The organism is Ancylobacter polymorphus (assembly GCF_030813495.1).
Taxonomy (GTDB): Bacteria; Pseudomonadota; Alphaproteobacteria; order Rhizobiales; family Xanthobacteraceae; genus Ancylobacter; species Ancylobacter polymorphus.
The window spans coordinates 1-20,979 of record NZ_JAUSUI010000013.1 but is presented as its reverse complement, the minus strand read 5'-3'; the positions used below and the strand labels follow the sequence as shown (position 1 = coordinate 20,979).

Genomic DNA, 20,979 nt, shown 5'->3' with positions numbered 1-20,979 from the left:
TTCGCTCCTCGCTTGGCCATATTGATCAATCCGCGACGTTAATCTGGCTTTGTGAAAGATTTTGCCCCCTAGCGGTCCTGCGCCCCCAAGGGGTTGAGGACCTATACCCCCTACCCGCATAGGCGACGCCGGGCAGGTGGCAGGGCGTTAGACGGGCCATCCATCAGCCCCGATCCTGACCACTCGCTTGCCGCTCTCCTCGCGTTGCTTCGAGGAGGAATGGTGCTTGGTGCAGAGCGGTTGCCAGTTGGATTTGTCCCAGAACAGAACCATGTCGCCCCGGTGGGGCTTCACATGATCGACCACTGTCGCCGTCGTCTCATGCCCCATCCTCATGCACTCGACGCAATGAGGATGCTTGGCGAGGTAGGCAGCGCGCGCCTTATCCCAAGCGCTGGTGTAACCACGCTCGCGCGCGGAGGGGCGAGACATCAGGCCCGATCGAACTGCTGCTGCAGGTAGCCTTGCAGACCGAGGGCATCGATGCCGCCCAGTTGCGTCTCCAGCCAGTTCACGTGCCCTTCCTCGTCGGCGAGGATGGACTCGAACAGATCGGCCGTGACCAGGTCACCCACCGACCGGGCATGCACAGCCGCCTCGGTATAGAGGGCAACGGCCTCGCGCTCGGCCCGCAGGTCCGACATCAGGATCTCCGGAACGCTGTTGCCGACGGCCGGCGCGCCGATGTCGCCAACGTCCATGTCGCCCTTGAGGAACGTCAGGCGCTCGATGTAGCGGCGGGCGTGGCCTTGCTCATCCTTAGCCTCGCGGCGCTCGTGCTTGGCGAGGCCGCCATAACCCCAGTTCTCCAGCGCGCCGGCATGCAGGGCGTACTGCGACGAGGCCCGGAACTCCGAGGCGATGGCCTTGCGGAGATATTCGAGCACCTTAGAGTCAGTGGACATGCGGGACAGCCTCAGTGCCGAGAACGGCATCCACCATGAACCCCTGATCGACGATCAGCACCTTCTGCTGCGGCAGGAAGCGCCCGATATCCTCACGCAACCGCGCGGCCATTTCGCGGGAGATGGGACGGCGTGACGTGATCACAATGACGTCGCCCGGCTTCACATCGAGACGCTTCACGTCCGCAAGCTCGACGAGAGGAGCCGAAGACGCCGGGGTAGAGAACAGAGAACGGATGAACTTGAGCATGTCCTAAATCCTCACGGGCCGCTGCACGCGCTCGGCGCGCGCCCTCAGAGACCGAATGAACGGGGGCATCACGACCACTCCAGCCCATTATGGAGGATGTAGCCAGTCGCCCGCCAATCCGGCGGCGGGAGACTGGAGTGCTCTTCCACCCACTCGGCATCCTTGCGCCGTTTCGCAGAGGACGAGCCGATGAACTCGATCTGCTTAAGGTCGCGCGCCGTTGCGTCGCGCCATCCGCCTTCGACCATTTGCACCTGCATGATCAGGCGCCCGAACCAGCCTTCCCGTAGACGGGTGGCGCCAGTCAGATAGATGTAGATCGGATGAATGCAACTCTTGGAGCTTGCCATGCGCCTCGCCTTTCCGATCGTCCTCACCGGTCTTGCGCTTGCGGGCTGCTCCACCACGCCAACGGATCTGGAACAGAAGACTGCGCCGACCGTCTTGGAGTTCAAGGAGAACTATCAGGAGATCTATCGGCGGGTGGCCAAGCAGGCCACGCGGTGTCTCAAGGTCGATGTGGGCGAAGGGGGTTCATTCGAGGTCGACACCGAACTCTACAACGAACTCGGCTATGGCGAGGTCACCTATTCGCACGGGAGCCTCGCCCGGAACTATTACATGTCAGCCAAGATCGAGAAGGTCGGAGAAGGCAGCCGCCTAACCGTCTACAGCGGTAACCAGCTGGCCCCGGCGCGCGTGCGCGATCTGGTGGTCGAATGGGCGAACGGCTCGACCGCCTGCCCGGCGTTCTAAGTCTCTGGCGGCGAGATCAGCCGTACTTCACAAGGAATACACAGGCTCCGATCCCCGTGATGGGCGCGAGAACACAAAGGATCGCCCAGGCCTGATCCTGGCTCAACGGGCTGAAACCGATGAGGACCGAACATCCCCACCAGAATGAGAGGATTCCCAGCCAGATGATGAGCGTGCCGAAAAGCCAGATAAGCGGCATCAGATGCTTTCCTCGCGCACCCCGCAGCGCCACCGGACAACCCGCCACTTCGGATGCTGCATCGCCCACTCGGTCATCGCCTCCGGGCTGAATGGGTGCGGCTCGCGGTCCAATTAGCGGTTACCGGCTATTACCCGAGGCCGCCGCCAAGCATTGGTCCGCTATGCAAGGCTACGTCCGCTTCGCCTTCATAGGAGGGGCCTCGTCGTCAAGCGGTGGCTGCAAACAGCGCTTGCGGCCTGCGGGATAGGATTCGACGCGGCAGGGCTTGATACCTGCTCATGGGGCGCCGGGACCGTGCCGACCTCGCCTGGGACTTGCACCCGCGCCATGATCATCTGGCAGATAGCGTGTCCTTCCACGCCGCGCGTCGAACTGTCGGCCGTCAGCCCGCGGCCGGACTTGAACCGGCACGCCCTGCTAGGCAATCGCTTGCGCGATCACGTCTACCCCGTTTCGTCACGCGGGAAGACGGCCTTGTCGTGACCGGGGCTTAGTCGGCGCCCGGCGTAGCATCGAGCTACGCCTGGCCGCCCGCATACCAGCGCTTCGGCGGGCCCGTTCTCCAACTGTCGCGACTACCTGGTGGAAGCCTTCAGCCGCGATCCCCTTCCACAGGGCAGGTCGTCCGTCGAATTGTATGACCGGGCCGAGGCAGCAATATCCGCCACGGTTCCGCGAAATATGCGCGTTGAGCGCCGCCGGTCATCTCGTTTGCCCGTGAGGGCGAATTGGAGCCATCGGCAGGATTCGAACCTGCGGCCTTTGGGTTCGGAACCCAGCGCTCTATCCTGCTGAGCTACGACGGCAGTTCAACCTATTGGTGCTGTTTTGCCGGGCTTTGAGGCCACTTAAAGGCCAAATCCACAACCAGAAATATTGGCGGAGGGTGAAGGAATCGAACCCTTAACCTTGCGGTTACCCTGGTTTTCGGGACCAGTTGCCGGCCATTCAGCGGCACCCTCCAATATGGCGGAGGGGGCAAGTATCGAACTCGCGCGACGATTTGCTCGCCGGCTACCGCTTAGCAAGCGGACGCATTACCGCTCTGCCACCCCTCCAAAGATGATCTGGAAACTTCGTGATGACATTGCGATGCGCTCCTCAGAACGCCGAACGCCCGAGACAGAAGCCCCGGGCGCAACTCGTTCCGATCATGAATTTCGTCGGCGATTAGGACTGATTTGCCCCGGATGCGCAAGAGGCATCAAGGGCTGGGCACAGCTATTTGTAACTGATGTCCAGTTCCCGCTCTTCGTGCTGCCAGCCGGGCCTCTCTTCACACCGTGCGGCGCGCACCTTGGGCTTTGGCCCCAGCCGCTCCTCCAGCGGATCATCCGGCGCCTCCATCCGCCACAGCCGCGCCAGTTGGCCAAGCCCCTGCCTCAGCGCTTTAAGCCCCACCTCATCCACAGCCCCTTCGCGCAGCACGACACTCTCCATCACGACAAACACCTGCCGCCGATCCGGAAGCCGCCGAATGGCGGTCATCGCTGCAGCATGCTGGACAAGCACACGCTCGCGGCGCTCCTCGTCGGTCTCCTGCCCAACCGTCGTGCCGGACCTCTCTTCGCGGTTCCGGCTGTCTTCGTCCACCTCATCGGCCACCAGGCGCCCCATGGCCGAGCCGGGCATGACAGGCGATGCCAGAACCTGATGGAACTCGCCCACCAGCTTCCGCCACCGGTCGCCGGCCCAGTATTCCGATTCCGTGATCTTGCCGGCCAGCAGCAGGCGCCCAAGGGCGTTCTCAGCAAGCTGGTCGTCGCGCCGGCCCTTGCCGAGCCATGCCCGATGCGGCTGCGAGAGCACGACGTCCATCACGCCCCGCAGGCCGCGCGCCGCGCGCTCCGAATTGGCCTCGGAGAGCTTGCCCGACCGGGTGCGCCGGCCTTCTTTCCGCTTCCGTCCCTTGCGTGCCATCGTCCACCACCTTCCACCACCAAGCCCATTCACCCACCGGCTGCCTGCTGCTGGCGATCCGGCCCGTCGCGGCTGGGTGGCCACTCGCTCGGCATGTACCGGCCGGTGACGGCCTCGGGGCGCCCGGCAAAGGGGCGGGCGGGATAGCCGATCGCGCGCAGCGGCAACTGCGCTTCCTCGGCCACGGCCTGCCATGCCGCCCATTGCGGTGTCCCGTGTTCGACCATCACGCCGCCGGAGAAATTCGCCCCCAGCGCCCGGCGCAGCGCCTGCACGGCGTCGCTATCAGGAGCCCGAGGCGCGAGCCGGATGGAGAAATTCTTGAACGTTCCGCGCAGATAGGCCGACGGGTCGGTCATCTTACGGCGTTCCTTGGCGCACACCGCCCGATAGGCCGGGATCGCCGCCACGGCGGCCTTGCGCTCGTCCTCGGTCAGCTTGAGCCACTGGCGATAGCCGCGGTGCTTGGGCCAGGCCTGCGAGGGGCCGTACTCGGCGAGGAACGCCAGATAGGCCGGGTCCTTCTCCCATCCCTTCGAAGTCTCGGCTCCCACCGCCCCCTTGGGGGCTATGGGGGTCTTTTGATGGTTATCTTCCTGGAGGTTATCTTGACCCGCACCTCGTGCCGGTGGTTCCAGCGCAGCAGGTGCCGGTGGCTCGTCATTTTTGACCACCGGCACGTCGTGCCGGTGGATGCCATCTATATGCTTTTGCTTGATATGCAGGCACAACCTGTAGCGGGTCCGCCCGAGCGTCCCGTCGTCATTTCGGTCGCGTTTGCGCTCTATCAGGCCCCATTCTTCCAGCTTGTTCATGTTGATCTGAACGGCGCGGGCGGAGAACTCCGACATCTTCTGGAGCTTCTCGTGCGACGGAAAACACTCCCCTTCCTCGTCCGCGAAATTCGCGAGGAGGATGAGGAGCGTTTTCGCCGTCGGAGAGCCGAGCGTCAGATCACCGGCCCAATTCAGCGCCTGCCAGCTCAAGGGTCACCTCTTGAGGGCTGCACCTCCGCAACGCGTGCCAGCATATCCAGCACCACCCCTATGGGGCTCTGCGGCGCACCTTCGGAATCGCGCTTCACCGCATGGCGGAGCACGTCCAGAGCGGCACCGTGCTGGAGCGCGAGAGAGGCCATCACCGCCGCCTCACAGGCGTTCAGGTCCAGCACCGTGCCAACCTTGGTGCCGTTCAGAAACACCTCGCCAGGGCGCCCATCCTCATAGAAGCCGAGCGTGGCCGTGTATTTCACGTCCTGCACAACGACCTCGAAGGTCTCGCTGTAGCGGCGGGAGGGGAGAGGTTCACGGGTCACTCAGCCGCCTCCGCAGGGGCGGCCACGCCATCGGCCAAGAAGTCGAACAGCGAAGGCGTGGCCTTTTTGCGGTCCAAAGCCTCAAGGTATTTCACCCCGTCGAGGAAATACCCATGGTGGAGTTCCGCCGCCCTGCCCCGCCGCCCCATACGGACAGCCCGGTTGGGCACCGTGAACAGACCGCCAAAGGGGTCGAAGACAAGCTCGCCGGGGTTGGTGTAGCGGTTGATGCAGCGGTCGACGATGTCGAACTGCAGAGGGCAGACGTGGAGTTCCCGGCCGGCCGAGGCCTGCGCCGTGTTCAACGTCCGCATCCGATCAACGTCATGCCAGACGTCCGGTCGGGTGCTGGCCGGCCAGAGCGACATGAAGATCGCCGGCAGCACGCCGCGATAATCCAACTGCTCGCCGATCCGCACGTGCGTCTCGTAGTCGTAGACGGTCTCCATGCTGAACTGCTTGAAGACTTTGCCGATGGTGGAAGGATCAAGCTGGGCGATCTCGTCGGCCGTGAGAAGGCGGTTGCCGCTGGAGCGCCAGCGCGCATGTGCATCGGTCTGCCAGCGGGCGCGTGAATAGCCGCTGCCGGGAATAGGCCGCCCCTTGTCGTCGAACTCGACGATCCGGCCGTCGAGCATCTCGACGTGCGGCTTCTGTTTCGTCACCGGCTCGTCGGCGTAGGCGCGGGATCGATCGGTCGGTAGCTTGCGGAACACCAAGAGGTATTCGGGCGAGCCGAACCCCATCTTGCTGCTGTCCTTGGCGTTCTCGGTCCAGCCCAGCCGATAGGTCTGGTTGTTCTCCCTCACGACGTCGGTGTCGATCGTCACCATCCCCATGTAGGCGAAGCCATGCTTCCTGAAGTGGAAGGTCGTCGTCATGTGGAACGGATTGACGGTCGGCGTGCCCATGCCCGTCACCGAACCGAACATGATCCGGTCCTTGACGTGGATGCAGGCCATCCGGCCGGGCTTCAGGATCCGCAGCAGCTCCGGCGTCAGGAAGTCCATCTGCCCGAAGAAATGGTCGTCATCATCGGTGTGGCCGAAGTCGTCATAGGTCGGCGTGTACTCGTAGTGATTGGAGAAGGGGATCGACGTCACGATGAGGTCGACGCTGTCGTTCTCCATGCGCCGGCACTCTTCGACGCAATCGTTGTTCGCCACCAACCAGCCTTCGCCGCTGGCCTCGATGCGCTGCACGCCGATGGAACGTTGCAGCACCTCGGCCATGCCGGCCAGGCTGAGCCCGTGCTTGCGGATAATCTCGCTCATGCGCGCGGCCATTTCCTCATGGCGCGCCCATTTGGCCTCGAGGTCACGGCGCGCCGCCCGCATGCTCTCGGGATAGATGATGTCGATCTCGACGGGGTGCTCCTGGCCGAACCGCTGGATGCGGTGCACGGCCTGGATGAAGTCGTTGAACTTGTGCCCGACGCCGAGGAACACCGCCTTGTGGCAGTGGCGCTGCAGGTTGCAGCCGGAGCCGAGCATCACCGGCTTGGCGGCGAGGAACGGAAAGCCGCCATCGGAGAAGCTGATGATGCGGTCTTCGCGCTCTGCCAGGTCCTGCGTCCCAAAGACCGAGCGCACGCCCGGCACCGCCGCCTCGATGGCGCGGCGCTCGTCTTCTAGGTCATGCCAGAGGATGCGATGGCTCTCCGGATCGGCGGCGATGATCTCGCGCATACGGGCGATGCAAGCCGGCAGCGCGGCGCGCCGCTCGCGCGCCTCTTCTGACAGGCCCTTGGCCTCAGGCCGGATCAAGGCCATCTGGCCGTCGCGATCCGCAGTAGAGCCGATCAGGTCGACGGGCACCTCGTGCCAGCGGACGGTAAGTGGAGGAAGGTCATAACCCTCATCGGAGAAACCGAGGTCGGAGGGCTTTTGCAGGAAGACTGCCCAGGTCGACACCCACATCCAGAACTCGTGTTCCTTATGGGGATAGAGGGTCAGGTCGCCGGCCTTCTCCGAATTGCGCTGGAAGAAGCGGGTGAGCGCTTGGCCGGTGTCCATGATGCCGAGGAAGCCGGCATAGTGGATGATCTCCTTGAACCGGTTCGGCGATGGTGTTGCCGTCGCGACGAACCTGAAGCGCACCTTGTCGAACAGCGGCAGGAAAGTCTGGAAGGTCTTGGAGCCGAAGCTGCGAAGGATCGACGCTTCGTCGAGGCAGGCGATAGTGAACTGGCCTGGGTCGAGCTTTCCCTCGCGGATCGTTTCGTAATTCGTCAGGTAGATGTGCCCCCCGCCATCGGCGCGGGCCGCTTCCAGCTCGGCTTCCGACTGGATGAAGCGGAGCGACACCGCGAAGTCGCCCTGGAAGCGAAGCCGGGCATCGCGGAAGAACTCCTGCCGGACGCCGAGTGGCAGCACGATCAGCGCCTCGCCGCCGGCGCGGACCTTCAGCAGCCGGCATAGCTCGATCTGCGTCGACGTTTTGTGCAGTCCGAAGCTGGCGAAGATGCCCCGGCATCCGCCGGCGGCGGCCCATTGGACCACTGCGCGTGTGAACGGCTTGAGGTCCGGGTTAATCTCTTCCAGCGGAACAGAAAAACCGGTCGACGGGGCGACCTTCATCTTGGCTTCGAGAAACTGGCGATAGGAGGTCGGTGCGTTCACGCTGCCACCTCGCCGGTCAGCGCCGAGGTCAGCTTTTCGAGGTCGCCGGCTAACCCAGCTTGCACCTTCCGCAACTCGTCGATCTTACGCACCGCGTGTAGCACGGTGGTGTGATCCCGCCCGCCAAAGCGACGCCCGATTTCGGGCAGCGACCGCAGCGTGAGCGTCTTCGCCAGATACATCGCGATCTGGCGGGGTATCACCACGTTCGCCGTGCGGCGCTGGGAGATGATGTCGGCCCGGCTGATGTCGTAGTGCGACGCCACGGCCTTCAGAATGTCTTCCACCCGGGCGCGCTTCGGCTCGGCGGACCCCGCAAGGTCCCGCAGCGCCGCCTCGGCCACGTCCAGCGTGAGCGGCGCCTCGCCCAATTGGCTATGTGCCAGCAGGCGGTTCAGCGCGCCGTCGAGAACCCGCGCGCTCTTCCCGCAAATCCGGGCGAGGAAGTCCAGCACGTCCGGCGGCACGGCGAAGCCGGGGTTCTCCTGCCCAAGCGCGGCCACCCGTTCGTCAAGGATCTCGCGCAGCAGCCTCTCATCCGGAGGCGTGATCTCGAGCACCAGGCCGCTGGCGAGGTGCGCACGGTCTCTCTCGTCCAGCACCTCGAGGTCACTCGGCGCCCGGTCGGCGGAAATCACCACCTGCCGCCCAGCTTCGACCAGCTGATAAATGGCCCGGTGGAACTCCTGTTGCGCCGCTTTGCCACGCAGATTGTGTACATCGTCCAGCACCAGCAGTCCGGCCGCCGTGAGAGCGTCACGGAACTCCTGCATTTTCAGGTGCTGCACCGCGTTGGCGACGCCCAGCATGAAACGCTCGGCCGTCATGTAGACGGCATTGCACTCATCACCCGCCGCGGCGATGCCCTGCAGCAAATGCGACTTGCCGCACCCACCGGCCCCATAGACGTAGAGCGGATTGAACCGCGACGCCTTCGGTAGGGCCACCGCGCTCGCCGCCGCATGCACCAGCCTGTTTCCATCGCCAACCCGGAACGTGCCCAGCGTCTTGCTGGCGTCGAGAGCGGAACTGACCTGCTGCCAGGAACGGGGCTTCGCCTTGGGCTTGGGCTTGACCGGAGGCGGCACAGCAGCCTCAGGGGCGGAAGCCTCGGCCTCCGTCGCCGCGCGCTCCATGCGCACCACGACCCTCGCGCCCGGCTTGCGCACGCCAATCACCACCCGCGACACCGGCGCCACGGCCTGCCACATCTCGGTCAGCAGGTCGGCATAGTGGTGAGCCAGCCACCGGCGCAGGAAGGTGGTCGGAACCGAAAGTGTCACCACGTCGTCCGCGCAGCCGGCGAACTCCAGCCGGGCGAACCAGGCGTCATATGTGTCCGAGCCCACCCGGGCTTTCAGGGAGGCGCGGAGCCCTTCCCATGTCTCGCTTTTCATCGCGGCACCTCAGCATGTGAACGAAAGGCGCCGAGCTCAGCTTTCGCCGAGCATGCCGAGCGTCTGCATGTAGAGGTCGACGATCGCCTCGTGCTCGGCGCGCTGGTCGGCGTCCTGCTTGCGAATGCGCAGGATTTCCCGCAGCGCCTTGGTGTCGAAGCCGCTGCCCTTGGCCTCGGCAAACACGTCCTTGATGTCGTCGGCGATGGTCTGCTTTTCTTCTTCCAAGCGCTCGATGCGCTCGATGAAGGAAACGAGCTGCTCCTTGGCGAAGCCGGCGGGGGAATCGGAAAGCGGCTCGTCGTTCGGGATGTCGGACATGGCAAGGCTCCGTGCAGCGTTCTGACGATCAGAGCGCGAAAAGGTCCGCCACCGGCGCAGCGGGGCGCTCGGCGGATTTCGGCTGCTTCAGCTCAGCGGCGAGCAGCGCAGTGGTGATTTCGAGGAGTTCCCGGCTGGTCTTGGCCCGGGCGTCATGCGCCCGCCTCAGCCGGGCATATTCGGCGATCTTCTCGGCCCGCACGGCGGCCAGCTTGCGGCGGCGCAGCTCGGTGGGGGTCGGCTTCGGGTCAGCGGTCTTGAGATAGGTGCGGGGCATCAGCGCGCCTCCGCACGAAGGCGCGGGCCGGTGGGCGAGCTCAGTCGTCCCGCCGCCACCACTCCGCCCGGTCCAGCCACTTCCTGGCCTTCTGCCTCGCGCGCTCCGCGAAGCGCATGCGAAGGGGTGACGGTAGCCGCCGCCTCAAGACGAGCCAGACGCGCTCGCAACTCGGAAATATCCGCATCAAATTCCGCTTTCTTCTGCGCCTCGGCCGCCCGCCGCAGCGCATCGAGTTCCTCTGCGCGAATGGCGCGCGCTTCCTTGTGCCAGATGCCGCGGACACGACGTTCCGAAAGGCCGGTGCGGCGCGCCACGATGCTGAGCGCGGTCTTGATCGGGCTGCCCAGAGCCTGGGCGCCGGCAATCTGGCCGATCAGATGGTGAGCCTCGCATGCGGACGACATCGCTGTCCTCGTCATAGCCTTGGGTGAATTACCCGCAGGCGCGGGTGAGAATTCCGACATCTCGGGTGTCCCCTGTGGTGATGTGCTCATCACCACCACGGAGCGGCGGCTCACCACCTCCGCCACCGCCACCAAGAGGCCGGGCGCCAGCGGTGCCCGGCTCATCTGAGCCGAGACGTTCACGAGAGGTCACACGATGGAGAAAGGACGGCCCGTCACCACCATTCAGCAGCAGGCGGGCCGTGAGGCACCGGGAGGAAACGCCCGGGAGGAAACCAGTGCGCTCGTCCGCGGCAACGGACGGCACGTCGTAGTCATTGCCCCCGGCGGTCCCGGCAAGGACCTCCTCGGGGCTGGGATTGAGAAGGGATTGAAGGCACTCGATGGATGTCTTGCGGACCTTGCGAAAGCAGGTCACCCGCCACTTGTCGGACGGAAATTCGCGAAGACGCAGCCCGATCGCACCACGCGGGCTAGGGCACACATCATCGACATGGTAGCGGAAGCCCAGCTGCGGATACGGGCCATCGGCCCAACCACCAAAAGTCCCATCCGGACGAAGGAAGCTCGGCCGGCCGCTGACGATGCACACCACCATATCGCCCGGCACGATGCTCGTGCTGTCGTCGAAGCGCAGGCGCCGGGGCGAAGGCCGGCCGGTCAGGAAGTCGATGATCTTGCGGGTGAGGCTCATTCCGCCTCTCCCATGTCATCTCGCGCGCCGTTAGGTTTGCGGGGATGGCCGGTTGCAGCCGGGCCATCCCCTTTCAACCCCGCGCGAATGCTGCGCACGGAGCGAAGCACATGACAGACAAGTACGGCTGGTCGGCACCATCCTTCACGAAGGCTGAAATCAGGCGAGCGGACAAAGCCTGGCGTTTTGCCATTGCTCAGATGATGCGTGTTCTCATCATGCGCATGACCGAGCACCCGGACCAAGACGTAGCGGCGGCTCGCCTGCGCCAGTTTGATATAGACGTCACGAATGCCATCGCGGGTGCGTTCAGCGGCCCGCCTCAAGATGCTGAAGAGGCGGCGGTGCGCGAAAGTGCGCTCAACTTCGCCACCGAGATGATCGCCGGCATCACGCCGCCCCGGTAGCGGATTCCGGGGCAGCGCCGCGATGTCCTGCAGCGGCGCGATCGACGGCGGCGCCATCAGGTCTACCTCGCAGACCGCATCACCAAGACGGCACGTCGCAGACAGGAACCTCGGGGGCTCAAGGTCGACCATGACCATTTCGACATCACCAAGCGCCGGGTGCCGGAAGCGCAGCGGCGCGGGGGCATGGTGCTCGCCCATCCCTACGCCCTCCCGTGATCGGTAGAGGGCGCGGGCTCGCGCGGGTACAGGTCAGGCCGGAGATCATGACGGGAGATGCCGGTAATGCGCTCGACATCAAGCACCCGCTCAGCCGGCACCCGGCGGCGGCCCGTCTCCCAGCGGCTCCACGTGGGGAGCGAGACGCCCACCCCCGTTGCGGCGCTGTTGGCATCCAGTTGCGCTTCCGCGCGCCATGTTCTCAGCATCGTGCTCATGCTTGCCATTTTCCATATCGGAAAAAGGAAGTCCAGCACTTTGTTTTCCGCATTGGAAATTTTGCCATTTCCAATTTGGAAAGCTAGTCATATCTGATGGTTACATCGATCGGCGGCGCCCGGCCGCCACGCCTCTACATCGAAGAATGGATGGCGACGGTCCCCGGCCTCGACAGGAAGAGGCTTGCGGAGCGCATGGGTGTGTCGCCGGGGACCATCTCGAAGAAGCTCAAGAAGCCAGGGCACATAGATGCCGAGTGGATGGAGAAATTCCGCCACGCCCTGAACCTGCCATCCGTGGCGGATCTATTTCGCGACCCTTCCGCCCCTACTCAAGCCGATCTCCTCCAAGGCCTGACCCCCGAGCAGAAGAACGAGGTGGCGGATTTCGCGGCGTTCGTCCGCCAGAGGGCCGCTGGTTAGGTTGAGGCGCGCCGCCGGATCGCGGTTCCCGTAGCCACCACCAACAGCATAGACCCCGGCCGCCCTGAAGGCGCTTCGCCATAGGTCAGCTGCACGCCTATCACAGCTTCCGCTCCAAGCGCGAGCGCTTCGCGCTTCATTTCCAGCAGGCTGCTTTCGCGAGCCGATCTCATGGCCATCTGCAACGTCTCGCTCCGGCCGCCAACGACATCGCGAACAACGACTGCCACCTCTTTCAGCACATTGATGCCGGCCACCGTCTCGCCCGCCACAATACCCAGCGTGTCAAAGTGCTCGAAGTCGGGAAGGTAGACGCTTGTGGTGGCCAGCATGGCGGCGGCAGCGGCCTCCCTTGCAGACGCCTCGGCGGCGACCATCGCCCGCTCGCTATTGGCGGTGGCGATCTCTGCCGCGCGCCCCTCCATGTCCCGGCAATAGTCGTGCTTGCCGTCCTTGGAGCCGAAAAGCCCTAGGCTCTCCCCGCAGATCACGCACTTGGCCATGTCTATCCTCCCCCCGCTTCCCCGAGGGTATCTTGGGCGTGGAGATGGTCAATCGCGGCCTTTGCACTGCGCGCCGTCGGCCCCCCGATCATCGAATCGGAAATACGACGTTTTCCGTTTCGGAAAATTTGCACTTGACATCATCATTTCCATTTCGGAAACTGACCCCATCAGCACACCGCTGATGCGTGCCCGGCGGCGGTTCCCGCGCCCCTCTCCCGATCGCCGGGCACGCCACCCCCTCTGATGGGAGGAGCATCGATGGCCCAGCATGATGATCAGTTCTGGATGGTGTACGGCCTCGGCCAGCGCCCTCCAGCCGTGAGGCACCCGACCGAGCAGTCGGCCGCCGACGAAGCCAAGCGGCTGGCGCGGCTGAACCCCGGCATTCGGTTCTATGTGCTTGAGCCCGTCTCGGTCTCCGTCAAGCAGGACATCGAGACCGTGGACCTTCGGGCGCACAAGAGCAGCGTTGAAATCAAACACCCGCTGTCCCCTACCGAAAAGGCATCCGTCAGCAAGACGATGAACGCCCTTTTCGGTCGTCAGCCGCGGAAAGCCGCCGAGACCGACGACGGCATCCCGTTCTGATCAACCGCCACTCGGAGCCGCCGCCATGTGCAGCTGCATCGCCGAAATCAACGCCCTGCTGGCGCGGCACAACACCGCGATCGTCGCCAACCCGGTTGGCCCGGCGCGCGCTTGCGTCTCCACCTATCAGCTGGATGCCGGCAAGCCCTACACGCCGCCCACGCTGATGGCGACCTATTGCCCCTTCTGCGGTGAGAGCTACGACGCCGAGGCCCCTGCTGTTCCCTTCCATCGTGAAGGCAACCCGGCCGACCTCGTCGACGAGGACATCACCTTCTGAACTCTGGCGGGGACCGAACCGCCCGGCCGGGCCGCTCCTCCCCAATGACCCAAAGTCGGCCCGGCCGTCTTTCTTTTCACTGCTCCCATGGAGTGAGCCATGCGCCAATCCGCCCATGACATCCGCCCCATTGGCCAGGCCATCCGCGATGCACAGCGCGCCGTCGATGCGGCGGAATGGGCGCGCGACGAAACCACCGCCTCGCGAGAGCGCACGGCCCTCGCGTCCCTGAAATCGCAGCAAACGCGCGGCGAGCAGTTCGCCGTTCCGTTCTGAGGGTTCGATCATGAGCCAGATCACCATCGGCCTGCTGACATCTCCCCTGCCGTTCCTTCTGGTCGGCGCCGCCGGCGGAGCGCTCGTGACGTCCATCGTCGGCGCTTTCGTGGCCGCGAAGGCCGCGCGGAACCGCGATCAGGCGGACAACGCCGCCCATGCTGCCGCCGCACGCCTGGCCATCGGCCTGCGGGTGGTGATCGACGGGCTGGACAGGGGCGAAAGCTACCAGGCCATCCGCGCCAAGGCGCGCCAGTACCTGCACCCCACCGATGGCCTGAGGCGGCCGCTGCGGCTGCGCAAGCGTGCGGAGGTGGCGTGATGTCCAAGCTCCGCCCCGCCAACGACAAGCAGAGTTACCACGCCCTTGCCTGCGGCTTTCGCCTGCGCGCCGCGCTGGAAGACGCCGAGGCCGCGGACTGCCCGAAGCTGGCGCAGTCCATCCGCCGCTCCCTGAAATCCTATGAGGGCGCCAGCCGGCACTTGAAGCGCCGCAGCGCCGCAACCCCTGCCGAGGCTACGCCATGATTTCCCCCTCTCCCGAAGCCGTCTCGCCTGTCCGCAAGCGCTCCATCGTCATCGGCGGTCACAAGACCAGCGTGTCGATGGAAGACGAGTTCTGGAATGGCCTGCGCGAGATCGCCGCCAAGTCCAAGCGCACCCTTTCCGAGGTCGTCGGCGAGGTGGACAGCACCCGCGACCAGGGCAACCTCTCCTCCGCCCTGCGGCTGCGCGTGCTCAGCCACTACCAGGCGAGGGCGCAGCAATGAGCGGTCTTGCCGATCGAGAGAGCGCCCTGCAGCGCACCCCGGCCTATATCGCCGCCCGCGAGCAGGAAGAACGCGCCCGGCTGGAGGCCGATGACGGCCACCGGCTGATCCAGGAAGGCCGCGCCAAGCTGGAAAGCGCCCGCCGGCGCCGGCAGGCCGCCCGCAAGCTGCGCGACAGTGTGTTCGAGGTGGCCCATGTCCGTCCGTGAAAACCGCAAGGCCAAATGGCGCAAGCGCAAAAGCGAGGCCGAGGCGACACGGTCGATTCTGGTGCAGCTGTTTCCACGCTGTTTTCGTGACAAGGGCCAGCCGAAACAGCCGCTCAAGACCGGCATCTACCACGACATACGCGCCGCCGCGCCGCAAATCCCTGCCCGAAAGCTCGGCGCAGCGCTGCACGACTACACGTCTGGCCGCTCCTACCTGCGCGCCATGACGATCGGAGCCAGCCGCGTCGACCTTGAAGGCTGGCCCGTGGAGACCGTTGCCATCGAGCACGCCAAGGCGGCGCGGGAACAGATCGAGCACATCGAATCCCAAACCTACAAGCGGAGAGCATCCCATGCTCAAGACCGTGCTGCATGAGGCTGTGCGCCTCGCCTCCGTGGCGCTGCTCGTCGGCGTCGTGATCGCCTGGGCCGCCGTCAAGACGGGAGGCGTGTGATGCCCCCGGCGTGTGACCTCGGCGGCTTCGACTGGTTCGCCATGTTCATCGGCGTTGCGATCGGGCTGGCGCTCGGCATCGCCGCCGCCGTCATCCGCCACCGCGCGCTCGAGCAGGACGACTTCCCCGATCCGTTCGCCCAGCCCTATGGCGACCACACCGAGGTGCCCCGTGGATAATCGCAGCTTCGACCCCCGCATTCTCGGGAGCATCACGACCGGCACTCTGTTGGTCGGATCGTTCGGCGATGTGCACGAGGCCATCGAGCACATCGTTGGCCATCCCGTGTGGACCCACGAAATTCCCGGCCTGTTCGAGACCGCTCGCGCGGCGGTTCTGAAGCACTATCCCGACATGCCGGCCACCGAGCCGACGGACTTCCGGGAATGTGCTGAAGACCTCGTCAAGAGGTATGGCGACGCACTCCCGATGCCCAAGGGCACCGCGACGCGGGACAAGAGCCCCCTGGCGACTCTCCAGGATGCGGTTGCGGGGCGAAACGGGGCGCACGGCCATGGCTGACATCATCCACGCCATGTCGATCACGCTTGCCCAGGCCTCCGTCGATCTTTCCGACGAGTGCGAGACGGCCCTGCTCCTTCTGGAAGCCGGCTATGACGAGCGCGAGATCGCCAACCATCGGCACGAGGCCGTGCGCCTTGCGGAGAACGTGAAGCGCATCAACCGCCTTTGTGCCGGCGCCGGCAGCTGGCGCGATGTGCTTGAGCTGGCGAGCCCGGCCGGCCCGCGCGTGACGGCGGAGATCGTGGAAGCGCGATATCAGCGCCTCGCCACGCTGCGGCCCACCATCGAACTGGCCGGGCTTGAGCGTGCACGAGATCAGGCACTCGCGGAGCTGGAGGCTGTCCATGGCTGACGCTTCCACCCTCCGCCACTTCCGGGACATCGTCGCCGCCGGTGGCTACATCGGCGCGGCGGACGGCGTCGCTACGGAAGCGTTTGGCGGCGCCGTCTATGCCGCGCAGTCCGCGACGACACAGACCGAGGAATACGCCCTTGGCGCCGCCGTCGTCTTCAAGGAGCTGATGCTCCCCGGCTGGTGCTGGCGCTGCGGGCACGGCTCGCAGGATCCCGGCTGGGCTCATCTAAACCGGCTGCACCCCGACCACTGCGACCGCCTTGACGAAGCAAACGGGTTGGCGCCGACGCCGGCCAAGGCTCTCGTCGTCGCCACCCTCAACGCCCTGATCGCCATTGAGGAGGCTCGCCATGGCTGAGACCCCATCGGAAGCCCATAACCGCATCGCCAGCGAGGTTTTCACCCGTATGGGCCGCGAAGTCCTCGCCGCCGGCGGAAGCGATTCCGACCTGATGGTCGTGCTGGAGAGCGTGGTGCTGGGCGGCCTGCTGTTCGCCGAGCGTGCCTACAAGGTGGACCGCCACGTCACTGCCGAACGCCTTGAAGCACTGACCGAGCGCGTGTGCGGGCGGCTGGCAGAAGGTGCGCGGACATGAAGTGGCTGGATCGCGCCCTCTCGGCTGGCCTGATGGTCGCCTTCCTCGTGGCCGCATATGGCCAGTATCGGAACCGCGAGGAGATCGACGGCCTCATGGTCGCAAACGCCTCGCTGATCATGGCGCTGAGCCGTGCCGCGGCGAGCGCCCAGCGCTCTTGCGGAGGGCGCTCGCTATGACCGCTCCCCACCGCGTCCCGATCATCCGCAACGCCCATGGCCGCGCCACCTTCGCGCGCGGCGCCGTGCGTGTTGATCGCTCCACCCGTTGGGCGTCGCCCTTCTGGATCGACCAGCCGGCAATCATCAACCAGATGACCAAGCGGCTTGTCTCTGACACCCGGGCCAACCGGATGAAGCTTGTCACCGAGTTGCATTTCGCCTGGCTGATGGGCCTCGCGCAGGTCCATCCGGCTTTCTGGTGCCTCTCGCCCTCGACCGTCGATCAGCTGCCCGATCCGCCCAGCCTGATGGAGGTGGAGCGCGAGTTGCGCGGCAAGGTGCTGGCGGACTGGGGCGAGATCGGCCGGCCGTGCATCGGCGATGTGCTGCTCGCCATCGCCAACCGGACGGCGGACGGGAAGCTGTTCCCGACGGCATCGGACAACTTCAAGCCGGAGGTCGCCATTCGCGATCCGCGACGGGCGCATCAGGGCGGCGCTCAGCTCGGCTATGCGGCATGGGGGCGCTGATGACTTTCCGCATTGCCACCGAGATTGGCCCGCGGCTCAAGACCGACCGGCCCCGCCGTCCGCGCCGGCCCCGGGAGTTGCGCGCCAGGCTTGAGGACGCCGACCATCTGCGCCTCATCCGCGCGCTGCCGTGCCTCATCAGCGGCCATACCCCGGCCGGGCAGGCGGCGCACATCCGCTATGCCAATGCCCAGTTCGGCAAGGCCATCACCGGAATCGGGGTGAAGCCGGACGACAAATGGACCGTGCCGCTCTGCGCATGGGAGCACACCGAAAGCTCCGGCGCGCAGCACCGGTTCGGCGAAGAGACGTGGTGGATCGAGCGCGGTATCGATCCTCTGCAGGTCGCCTCCAACCTCTATGCCTGCTCACTCGCGTTGCGGGCAATGCGGACGGATGAGGGCACCATCATCCAGGCGCTGACGCACATCATCCAGAACGCGCGGGCGGCCCGCCCCTCCGTCGAAAGCGAGGACCCACGATGACTCGCAAAATGCTCGTTGCCGACCTTCTGTGCGGCGCCGGCGGCAGTTCCACCGGGGCTCAGCGCGCGCTCTCTGATCTCGGGCTCGAAATGGAACTGGTCTGCGTCAATCACTGGCCGGTGGCTATCGACACCCACACCCGCAACCATCCCGAGGCCCGGCACTATGTGCAGGACATCGCCACCGTGCGGCCTCACCTGCTGGTTCCCGAGGGTTATCTCGACCTGCTGATGGCCTCACCGACCTGCACGCACCATTCGGTGGCGCGCGGCGGAAAGCCGACCTCCGATCAGCAGCGCAGCGATCCCTGGCACATCATCACCTGGCTGACCGAACTGCGCGTGAAGCGGCTCATCATCGAGAACGTTTGGGAGTTCACCGGCTGGGGCCCTGTCAATCCGAAGACGGGGAAGCCGATCGCCGAGCGCAAGGGCGAGTATTTCCATGCGTGGATCGAGACGCTCAAGCGGCTCGGCTTCGAGCCGGAGTGGCGCAAGCTGAACGCGGCCGACTACGGCGACGCCACCACCCGCCAGCGTTTCATTCTGATGGCGCGGTCGGACGGGCGCCGGGTGCATTGGCCGATGCCGACGCATGCCAAGCGCGGCACCGCCGACGGAAGCCTGTTCGCACCGTCGAAGACGTGGCGGCCGGCGCGCGAGATCATAGACTGGAGGATCAAGGGCCGGTCGATCTTCAACCGCAAGAAGGACCTCGCGCCGAAGACCCTGTCGCGCATCTATGCCGGCGCGGTGAAGTTCGGCTGGCCAGAGCCGTTCCTCGTCATCCTGCGCAACCACATGGCAGGTCAGAGCGTCGACGGCCCCCTGCCCACCATCGCGGCCAATGGGACGCATATCGGGCTGGCGCAGCCGGTCGTCGTGTCTCTGGCCCATGGGGCCGATGCAGGCGACCAAGATCCGCATAGCCGCCGCGTGAAGAGCACGGACGATCCTATTGGCACGATCCACGCCGGCGGCAAAAACTTCGGCGTCGCCGAGCCGGTCATCATGAACGGGCGCAAGGGCAACCAGGCGAAAGGTGTCTCGACGGAGCCGATTCCCACGCTCGACACCAAGGGCGGTGTCTGGCTCGCTGAGCCATTGGTGCTCTCTCAGCACAATAGCGGCGCGGCGCGCTCCGCTGAGGACCCGCTGCCGACCATCACCACCGGTGGGGCGGCGACAGAGGTGCATCCCGGATGCGCCCGGCCAATGCTGGTGGAGCCCTTCGTGCTCTCGCAGGCCTCGGGCGGCGCGCCGCGTTCAGTTGGGGAGCCGATCCCCACAATGACGACCGGCGGCGCCGGCGGGGCCCATGCGCTGATCATGTCCTACTACGGGGCAAGTCAAAATGGAGCAGGGTGCACGAGCGAAGACGATCCGCTGCCAACCGTTACCGTGAAGGACCGTTTCGGCATGGTCGTTCCGGTGACGCAGTCGAGTGGCGGGCCGACCGCGCGGGACGTGGCAGAGCCTATCCCGACCATGACGACGGCCAAGGGCGGCGAGTTCGCTGTCGTGATGCCCGTGACGCATCAGGACAGCAGCGACCGTGTGCGCGATGCCTCCGAACCGCTACCGACGATCACCGGCGCCAATCGCGGCGAACTGGCGTGCATCGTCGCGCAGTTCGGTGAGCGTGAAGGCCAGGCGCCCCGTGTCCACGACATCGCCGACCCGGCGCCGACCATCTGCGCCTCCGGGCGGGTCAACCTTGTCTCTGGAGAGGTGGACGGCCAGCGCTACGACATCCTGTTCCGGATGCTGGAGCCGCACGAGCTCGCCGCCGCGATGGGCTTCAACACGGAAGAACAGGCCTACGAGTTCGCCGGCACCAAGACCGAGCAGATCAAGCAGATCGGCAACGCGGTGTCGGTCGCCAAGATGAAGGCATGCGTCGGCGCGCTGATGGCCGACGAAGCCGCCCCAATGTTCCAGGAGGCGGCGGAATGAACACGGCCCCCATCTCGCTCCTGATCGGGGCGTTCGGCCTCTTCGCGCTGGTCTACGTCCTTGAGGACAAGGGAGCCGTCCTGAGCACCGCCGCCTCTGCGATGGCGCTCGTCATTAATGGAGCAAGGTAGTGAGAAAGAAAGAAAGCGGCGCGCCAAATATCGACCCGGAATTCATCGTCATCATCGCGTCGGCCTGGGCTAACTCCTCTGGAATTGGCATCGGCTATTCGTGGGACGGGGAGCGGTTCAACAATCGCAACGACGCGATCCGCCACGGGATGAAGCTTCGGGGAAGCGACGATTTCAACATCGGGCAGACATACGGCGACGATCTGGTGTGGTTCGGCTGGATGGACAGACGCATCAACGAGCCGGAGGAGACGGTCAGCGAGATCGCCAAAGAGATCGGTCTGACATTCGACCCTCGCTGGTACGCGCTGGAATACTCCAAGGCGTACGGCCACCCGAAGGCCACCGCCCTTTCGGAGCCCCGCCATGACTGAGAACACGGAGCCGACACCCGAAGAGCGACGTGCAATCGCGACCTTGGAGCGGCTTGCGAAGTGCTGGCCCAAGAGCCTGTGGCTTTTCTCCGCGAGCGGGTTGCTTTGCGTCATGCGCAATGGCCCAGACGGCAGTAAGGCCCACGTTCCGGGCGGCGGCATAGACCCCGACTACATCTTGGCGACAATCGACATCTCGAACGACGGCGGAGACTGGTGATGACTGAGAACACGCCGGACGCGGTGAAGATTGGGCGGGAGGCCGTGGCGCGCCGTTACGATGAACACCCCCAGTATGCTGCTGAGGCCGCCGCTGTCCGTGCTGGAGAGCGCGACCAGTGGAATGACATCTCTCAGGCCATCCTCGGCGCCCGCGCCATGCAGGCGGCGATGGCCGCCCAGGGCGGCGGGGCCTGGGAAGCTGGCGAGCTGACGACGCTCGCTGAATGCC

The 20,979-nt window shown here is 65.4% G+C and carries 40 protein-coding genes and 2 tRNA genes; 23 read left to right on the top strand and 19 right to left on the bottom strand.

The window, feature by feature from the left end; genetic code table 11:
* Positions 1-147: 147 nt before the first annotated feature.
* From J2S75_RS21775 to J2S75_RS21760, 4 genes are all read right to left on the bottom strand, one after another.
* Positions 148-336, bottom strand: coding sequence for an HNH endonuclease signature motif containing protein (locus J2S75_RS21775; protein WP_307023359.1), 189 nt, complete (start codon positions 334-336; stop codon positions 148-150).
* A 95-nt stretch (positions 337-431) separates the two neighbouring features.
* A complete protein-coding gene (gene bfr / locus J2S75_RS21770; protein WP_307023256.1) occupies positions 432-905 on the bottom strand; it encodes a bacterioferritin in 474 nt (157 codons plus the stop codon).
* A complete protein-coding gene (locus J2S75_RS21765) occupies positions 895-1,155 on the bottom strand; it encodes a hypothetical protein (RefSeq protein ID WP_307023255.1) in 261 nt (86 codons plus the stop codon). Before J2S75_RS21765 ends, bfr begins: the two co-directional genes overlap by 11 nt.
* 68 nt (positions 1,156-1,223) lie before the next feature.
* Entirely contained in the window at positions 1,224-1,505 is a 282-nt protein-coding gene (locus tag J2S75_RS21760; RefSeq protein ID WP_307023253.1) for a hypothetical protein, read from the bottom strand.
* Between J2S75_RS21760 and J2S75_RS21755 the strand changes: the two genes are divergently transcribed.
* On the top strand, positions 1,504-1,911 hold the full coding sequence (locus J2S75_RS21755) for a hypothetical protein (protein WP_307023251.1): 408 nt from the start codon (positions 1,504-1,506) through the stop codon (positions 1,909-1,911). The two genes, J2S75_RS21760 and J2S75_RS21755, sit on opposite strands and share 2 nt — an antisense overlap.
* Before the next feature lie 16 nt (positions 1,912-1,927).
* Here J2S75_RS21755 and J2S75_RS21750 read toward each other — a convergent pair whose 3' ends face one another.
* From J2S75_RS21750 to J2S75_RS21685, 14 genes are all read right to left on the bottom strand, one after another.
* Positions 1,928-2,179 (bottom strand): hypothetical protein, encoded by a 252-nt coding sequence (locus tag J2S75_RS21750; protein ID WP_307023249.1) that lies wholly within the window; start codon positions 2,177-2,179, stop codon positions 1,928-1,930.
* A gap of 663 nt (positions 2,180-2,842) precedes the next feature.
* A tRNA-Arg gene (locus J2S75_RS21745) sits at positions 2,843-2,919 on the bottom strand.
* 161 nt (positions 2,920-3,080) lie between these two features.
* A tRNA-Ser gene (locus J2S75_RS21740) sits at positions 3,081-3,171 on the bottom strand.
* A 163-nt stretch (positions 3,172-3,334) separates the two neighbouring features.
* Positions 3,335-4,033 (bottom strand): hypothetical protein, encoded by a 699-nt coding sequence (locus J2S75_RS21735; RefSeq protein WP_307023247.1) that lies wholly within the window; start codon positions 4,031-4,033, stop codon positions 3,335-3,337.
* Positions 4,034-4,062: 29 nt separating this feature from the next.
* Positions 4,063-5,019 carry a helix-turn-helix domain-containing protein gene (locus J2S75_RS21730; RefSeq protein ID WP_307023245.1) on the bottom strand — a complete coding sequence of 319 codons (957 nt, stop codon included), beginning with the start codon at positions 5,017-5,019 and terminating at the stop codon, positions 4,063-4,065.
* Positions 5,016-5,348: a TSCPD domain-containing protein gene (locus J2S75_RS21725; protein WP_307023243.1), complete on the bottom strand. Its 333-nt coding sequence runs from the start codon at positions 5,346-5,348 to the stop codon at positions 5,016-5,018. The genes J2S75_RS21730 and J2S75_RS21725 overlap by 4 nt, the downstream gene beginning before the upstream one ends.
* Positions 5,345-7,969 carry a DNA methyltransferase gene (locus J2S75_RS21720; protein ID WP_307023241.1) on the bottom strand — a complete coding sequence of 875 codons (2,625 nt, stop codon included), beginning with the start codon at positions 7,967-7,969 and terminating at the stop codon, positions 5,345-5,347. Before J2S75_RS21720 ends, J2S75_RS21725 begins: the two co-directional genes overlap by 4 nt.
* On the bottom strand, positions 7,966-9,366 hold the full coding sequence (dnaA, locus tag J2S75_RS21715) for a chromosomal replication initiator protein DnaA (protein WP_307023239.1): 1,401 nt from the start codon (positions 9,364-9,366) through the stop codon (positions 7,966-7,968). Before dnaA ends, J2S75_RS21720 begins: the two co-directional genes overlap by 4 nt.
* 36 nt (positions 9,367-9,402) lie before the next feature.
* The gene (locus J2S75_RS21710; protein ID WP_307023238.1) at positions 9,403-9,687 is read right to left on the bottom strand and encodes a DUF2312 domain-containing protein; all 285 of its coding nucleotides are present in this window, start codon (positions 9,685-9,687) and stop codon (positions 9,403-9,405) included.
* A gap of 28 nt (positions 9,688-9,715) precedes the next feature.
* Entirely contained in the window at positions 9,716-9,964 is a 249-nt protein-coding gene (locus J2S75_RS21705; RefSeq protein ID WP_307023236.1) for a hypothetical protein, read from the bottom strand.
* Entirely contained in the window at positions 9,964-10,386 is a 423-nt protein-coding gene (locus J2S75_RS21700; protein WP_307023234.1) for a helix-turn-helix domain-containing protein, read from the bottom strand. Before J2S75_RS21700 ends, J2S75_RS21705 begins: the two co-directional genes overlap by 1 nt.
* Positions 10,387-10,399: 13 nt before the next feature.
* The gene (locus J2S75_RS21695) at positions 10,400-11,065 is read right to left on the bottom strand and encodes a hypothetical protein (RefSeq protein ID WP_307023232.1); all 666 of its coding nucleotides are present in this window, start codon (positions 11,063-11,065) and stop codon (positions 10,400-10,402) included.
* Positions 11,062-11,673: a hypothetical protein gene (locus J2S75_RS21690; RefSeq protein ID WP_307023231.1), complete on the bottom strand. Its 612-nt coding sequence runs from the start codon at positions 11,671-11,673 to the stop codon at positions 11,062-11,064. Before J2S75_RS21690 ends, J2S75_RS21695 begins: the two co-directional genes overlap by 4 nt.
* 2 nt (positions 11,674-11,675) lie before the next feature.
* Positions 11,676-11,909, bottom strand: coding sequence for a transcriptional regulator (locus J2S75_RS21685; protein WP_307023229.1), 234 nt, complete (start codon positions 11,907-11,909; stop codon positions 11,676-11,678).
* 96 nt (positions 11,910-12,005) lie between these two features.
* On the opposite strand from J2S75_RS21685, the gene J2S75_RS21680 reads away from it, so the two are divergent.
* Complete coding sequence (locus J2S75_RS21680; protein ID WP_307023227.1) at positions 12,006-12,332, top strand: helix-turn-helix domain-containing protein; 327 nt, start codon at positions 12,006-12,008, stop codon at positions 12,330-12,332.
* On the opposite strand, the gene J2S75_RS21675 is transcribed toward J2S75_RS21680, so the two are convergent.
* On the bottom strand, positions 12,329-12,835 hold the full coding sequence (locus J2S75_RS21675) for a heavy metal-binding domain-containing protein (protein ID WP_307023226.1): 507 nt from the start codon (positions 12,833-12,835) through the stop codon (positions 12,329-12,331). The two genes, J2S75_RS21680 and J2S75_RS21675, sit on opposite strands and share 4 nt — an antisense overlap.
* A 261-nt stretch (positions 12,836-13,096) precedes the next feature.
* On the opposite strand from J2S75_RS21675, the gene J2S75_RS21670 reads away from it, so the two are divergent.
* The 21 genes from J2S75_RS21670 to J2S75_RS21570 all read left to right on the top strand — a co-directional run.
* Positions 13,097-13,426: a hypothetical protein gene (locus J2S75_RS21670; RefSeq protein ID WP_307023223.1), complete on the top strand. Its 330-nt coding sequence runs from the start codon at positions 13,097-13,099 to the stop codon at positions 13,424-13,426.
* A 25-nt stretch (positions 13,427-13,451) separates the two neighbouring features.
* Positions 13,452-13,706, top strand: a complete 255-nt coding sequence (locus J2S75_RS21665) for a hypothetical protein (protein ID WP_307023221.1) — start codon at positions 13,452-13,454, stop codon at positions 13,704-13,706.
* A 99-nt stretch (positions 13,707-13,805) separates the two neighbouring features.
* Positions 13,806-13,982 carry a hypothetical protein gene (locus tag J2S75_RS21660; protein WP_307023219.1) on the top strand — a complete coding sequence of 59 codons (177 nt, stop codon included), beginning with the start codon at positions 13,806-13,808 and terminating at the stop codon, positions 13,980-13,982.
* Between the two features lie 10 nt (positions 13,983-13,992).
* Positions 13,993-14,304, top strand: a complete 312-nt coding sequence (locus J2S75_RS21655; RefSeq protein WP_307023217.1) for a hypothetical protein — start codon at positions 13,993-13,995, stop codon at positions 14,302-14,304.
* Positions 14,304-14,510 (top strand): hypothetical protein, encoded by a 207-nt coding sequence (locus J2S75_RS21650; protein WP_307023215.1) that lies wholly within the window; start codon positions 14,304-14,306, stop codon positions 14,508-14,510. Before J2S75_RS21655 ends, J2S75_RS21650 begins: the two co-directional genes overlap by 1 nt.
* Positions 14,507-14,752 carry a ribbon-helix-helix domain-containing protein gene (locus J2S75_RS21645; RefSeq protein ID WP_307023213.1) on the top strand — a complete coding sequence of 82 codons (246 nt, stop codon included), beginning with the start codon at positions 14,507-14,509 and terminating at the stop codon, positions 14,750-14,752. The genes J2S75_RS21650 and J2S75_RS21645 overlap by 4 nt, the downstream gene beginning before the upstream one ends.
* Positions 14,749-14,961: a hypothetical protein gene (locus J2S75_RS21640; RefSeq protein WP_307023212.1), complete on the top strand. Its 213-nt coding sequence runs from the start codon at positions 14,749-14,751 to the stop codon at positions 14,959-14,961. Before J2S75_RS21645 ends, J2S75_RS21640 begins: the two co-directional genes overlap by 4 nt.
* Complete coding sequence (locus J2S75_RS21635; RefSeq protein WP_307023210.1) at positions 14,948-15,337, top strand: ProQ/FINO family protein; 390 nt, start codon at positions 14,948-14,950, stop codon at positions 15,335-15,337. The genes J2S75_RS21640 and J2S75_RS21635 overlap by 14 nt, the downstream gene beginning before the upstream one ends.
* A gap of 78 nt (positions 15,338-15,415) precedes the next feature.
* Complete coding sequence (locus J2S75_RS21630; RefSeq protein ID WP_307023208.1) at positions 15,416-15,595, top strand: hypothetical protein; 180 nt, start codon at positions 15,416-15,418, stop codon at positions 15,593-15,595.
* Positions 15,588-15,938 carry a DUF7736 domain-containing protein gene (locus J2S75_RS21625; protein ID WP_307023206.1) on the top strand — a complete coding sequence of 117 codons (351 nt, stop codon included), beginning with the start codon at positions 15,588-15,590 and terminating at the stop codon, positions 15,936-15,938. Before J2S75_RS21630 ends, J2S75_RS21625 begins: the two co-directional genes overlap by 8 nt.
* Positions 15,931-16,293: a hypothetical protein gene (locus J2S75_RS21620; RefSeq protein ID WP_307023204.1), complete on the top strand. Its 363-nt coding sequence runs from the start codon at positions 15,931-15,933 to the stop codon at positions 16,291-16,293. Before J2S75_RS21625 ends, J2S75_RS21620 begins: the two co-directional genes overlap by 8 nt.
* Complete coding sequence (locus J2S75_RS21615; RefSeq protein WP_307023202.1) at positions 16,286-16,654, top strand: hypothetical protein; 369 nt, start codon at positions 16,286-16,288, stop codon at positions 16,652-16,654. The genes J2S75_RS21620 and J2S75_RS21615 overlap by 8 nt, the downstream gene beginning before the upstream one ends.
* On the top strand, positions 16,647-16,892 hold the full coding sequence (locus J2S75_RS21610; protein WP_307023200.1) for a hypothetical protein: 246 nt from the start codon (positions 16,647-16,649) through the stop codon (positions 16,890-16,892). The genes J2S75_RS21615 and J2S75_RS21610 overlap by 8 nt, the downstream gene beginning before the upstream one ends.
* Complete coding sequence (locus J2S75_RS21605) at positions 16,889-17,071, top strand: hypothetical protein (protein WP_307023198.1); 183 nt, start codon at positions 16,889-16,891, stop codon at positions 17,069-17,071. The genes J2S75_RS21610 and J2S75_RS21605 overlap by 4 nt, the downstream gene beginning before the upstream one ends.
* The gene (locus J2S75_RS21600) at positions 17,068-17,583 is read left to right on the top strand and encodes a DUF4326 domain-containing protein (RefSeq protein ID WP_307023196.1); all 516 of its coding nucleotides are present in this window, start codon (positions 17,068-17,070) and stop codon (positions 17,581-17,583) included. The genes J2S75_RS21605 and J2S75_RS21600 overlap by 4 nt, the downstream gene beginning before the upstream one ends.
* A complete protein-coding gene (locus J2S75_RS21595) occupies positions 17,583-18,068 on the top strand; it encodes a hypothetical protein (RefSeq protein ID WP_307023194.1) in 486 nt (161 codons plus the stop codon). The genes J2S75_RS21600 and J2S75_RS21595 overlap by 1 nt, the downstream gene beginning before the upstream one ends.
* Positions 18,065-20,023, top strand: coding sequence for a DNA cytosine methyltransferase (locus J2S75_RS21590; RefSeq protein ID WP_307023192.1), 1,959 nt, complete (start codon positions 18,065-18,067; stop codon positions 20,021-20,023). Before J2S75_RS21595 ends, J2S75_RS21590 begins: the two co-directional genes overlap by 4 nt.
* The gene (locus J2S75_RS21585) at positions 20,020-20,154 is read left to right on the top strand and encodes a hypothetical protein (RefSeq protein WP_307023190.1); all 135 of its coding nucleotides are present in this window, start codon (positions 20,020-20,022) and stop codon (positions 20,152-20,154) included. The genes J2S75_RS21590 and J2S75_RS21585 overlap by 4 nt, the downstream gene beginning before the upstream one ends.
* On the top strand, positions 20,154-20,528 hold the full coding sequence (locus J2S75_RS21580; RefSeq protein WP_307023188.1) for a hypothetical protein: 375 nt from the start codon (positions 20,154-20,156) through the stop codon (positions 20,526-20,528). The genes J2S75_RS21585 and J2S75_RS21580 overlap by 1 nt, the downstream gene beginning before the upstream one ends.
* Positions 20,521-20,748, top strand: a complete 228-nt coding sequence (locus J2S75_RS21575) for a hypothetical protein (RefSeq protein WP_307023186.1) — start codon at positions 20,521-20,523, stop codon at positions 20,746-20,748. Before J2S75_RS21580 ends, J2S75_RS21575 begins: the two co-directional genes overlap by 8 nt.
* A partial coding sequence (locus J2S75_RS21570) for a hypothetical protein (RefSeq protein ID WP_307023184.1) occupies positions 20,748-20,979 on the top strand: 232 nt, incomplete at its 3' end. The genes J2S75_RS21575 and J2S75_RS21570, both read left to right, overlap by 1 nt.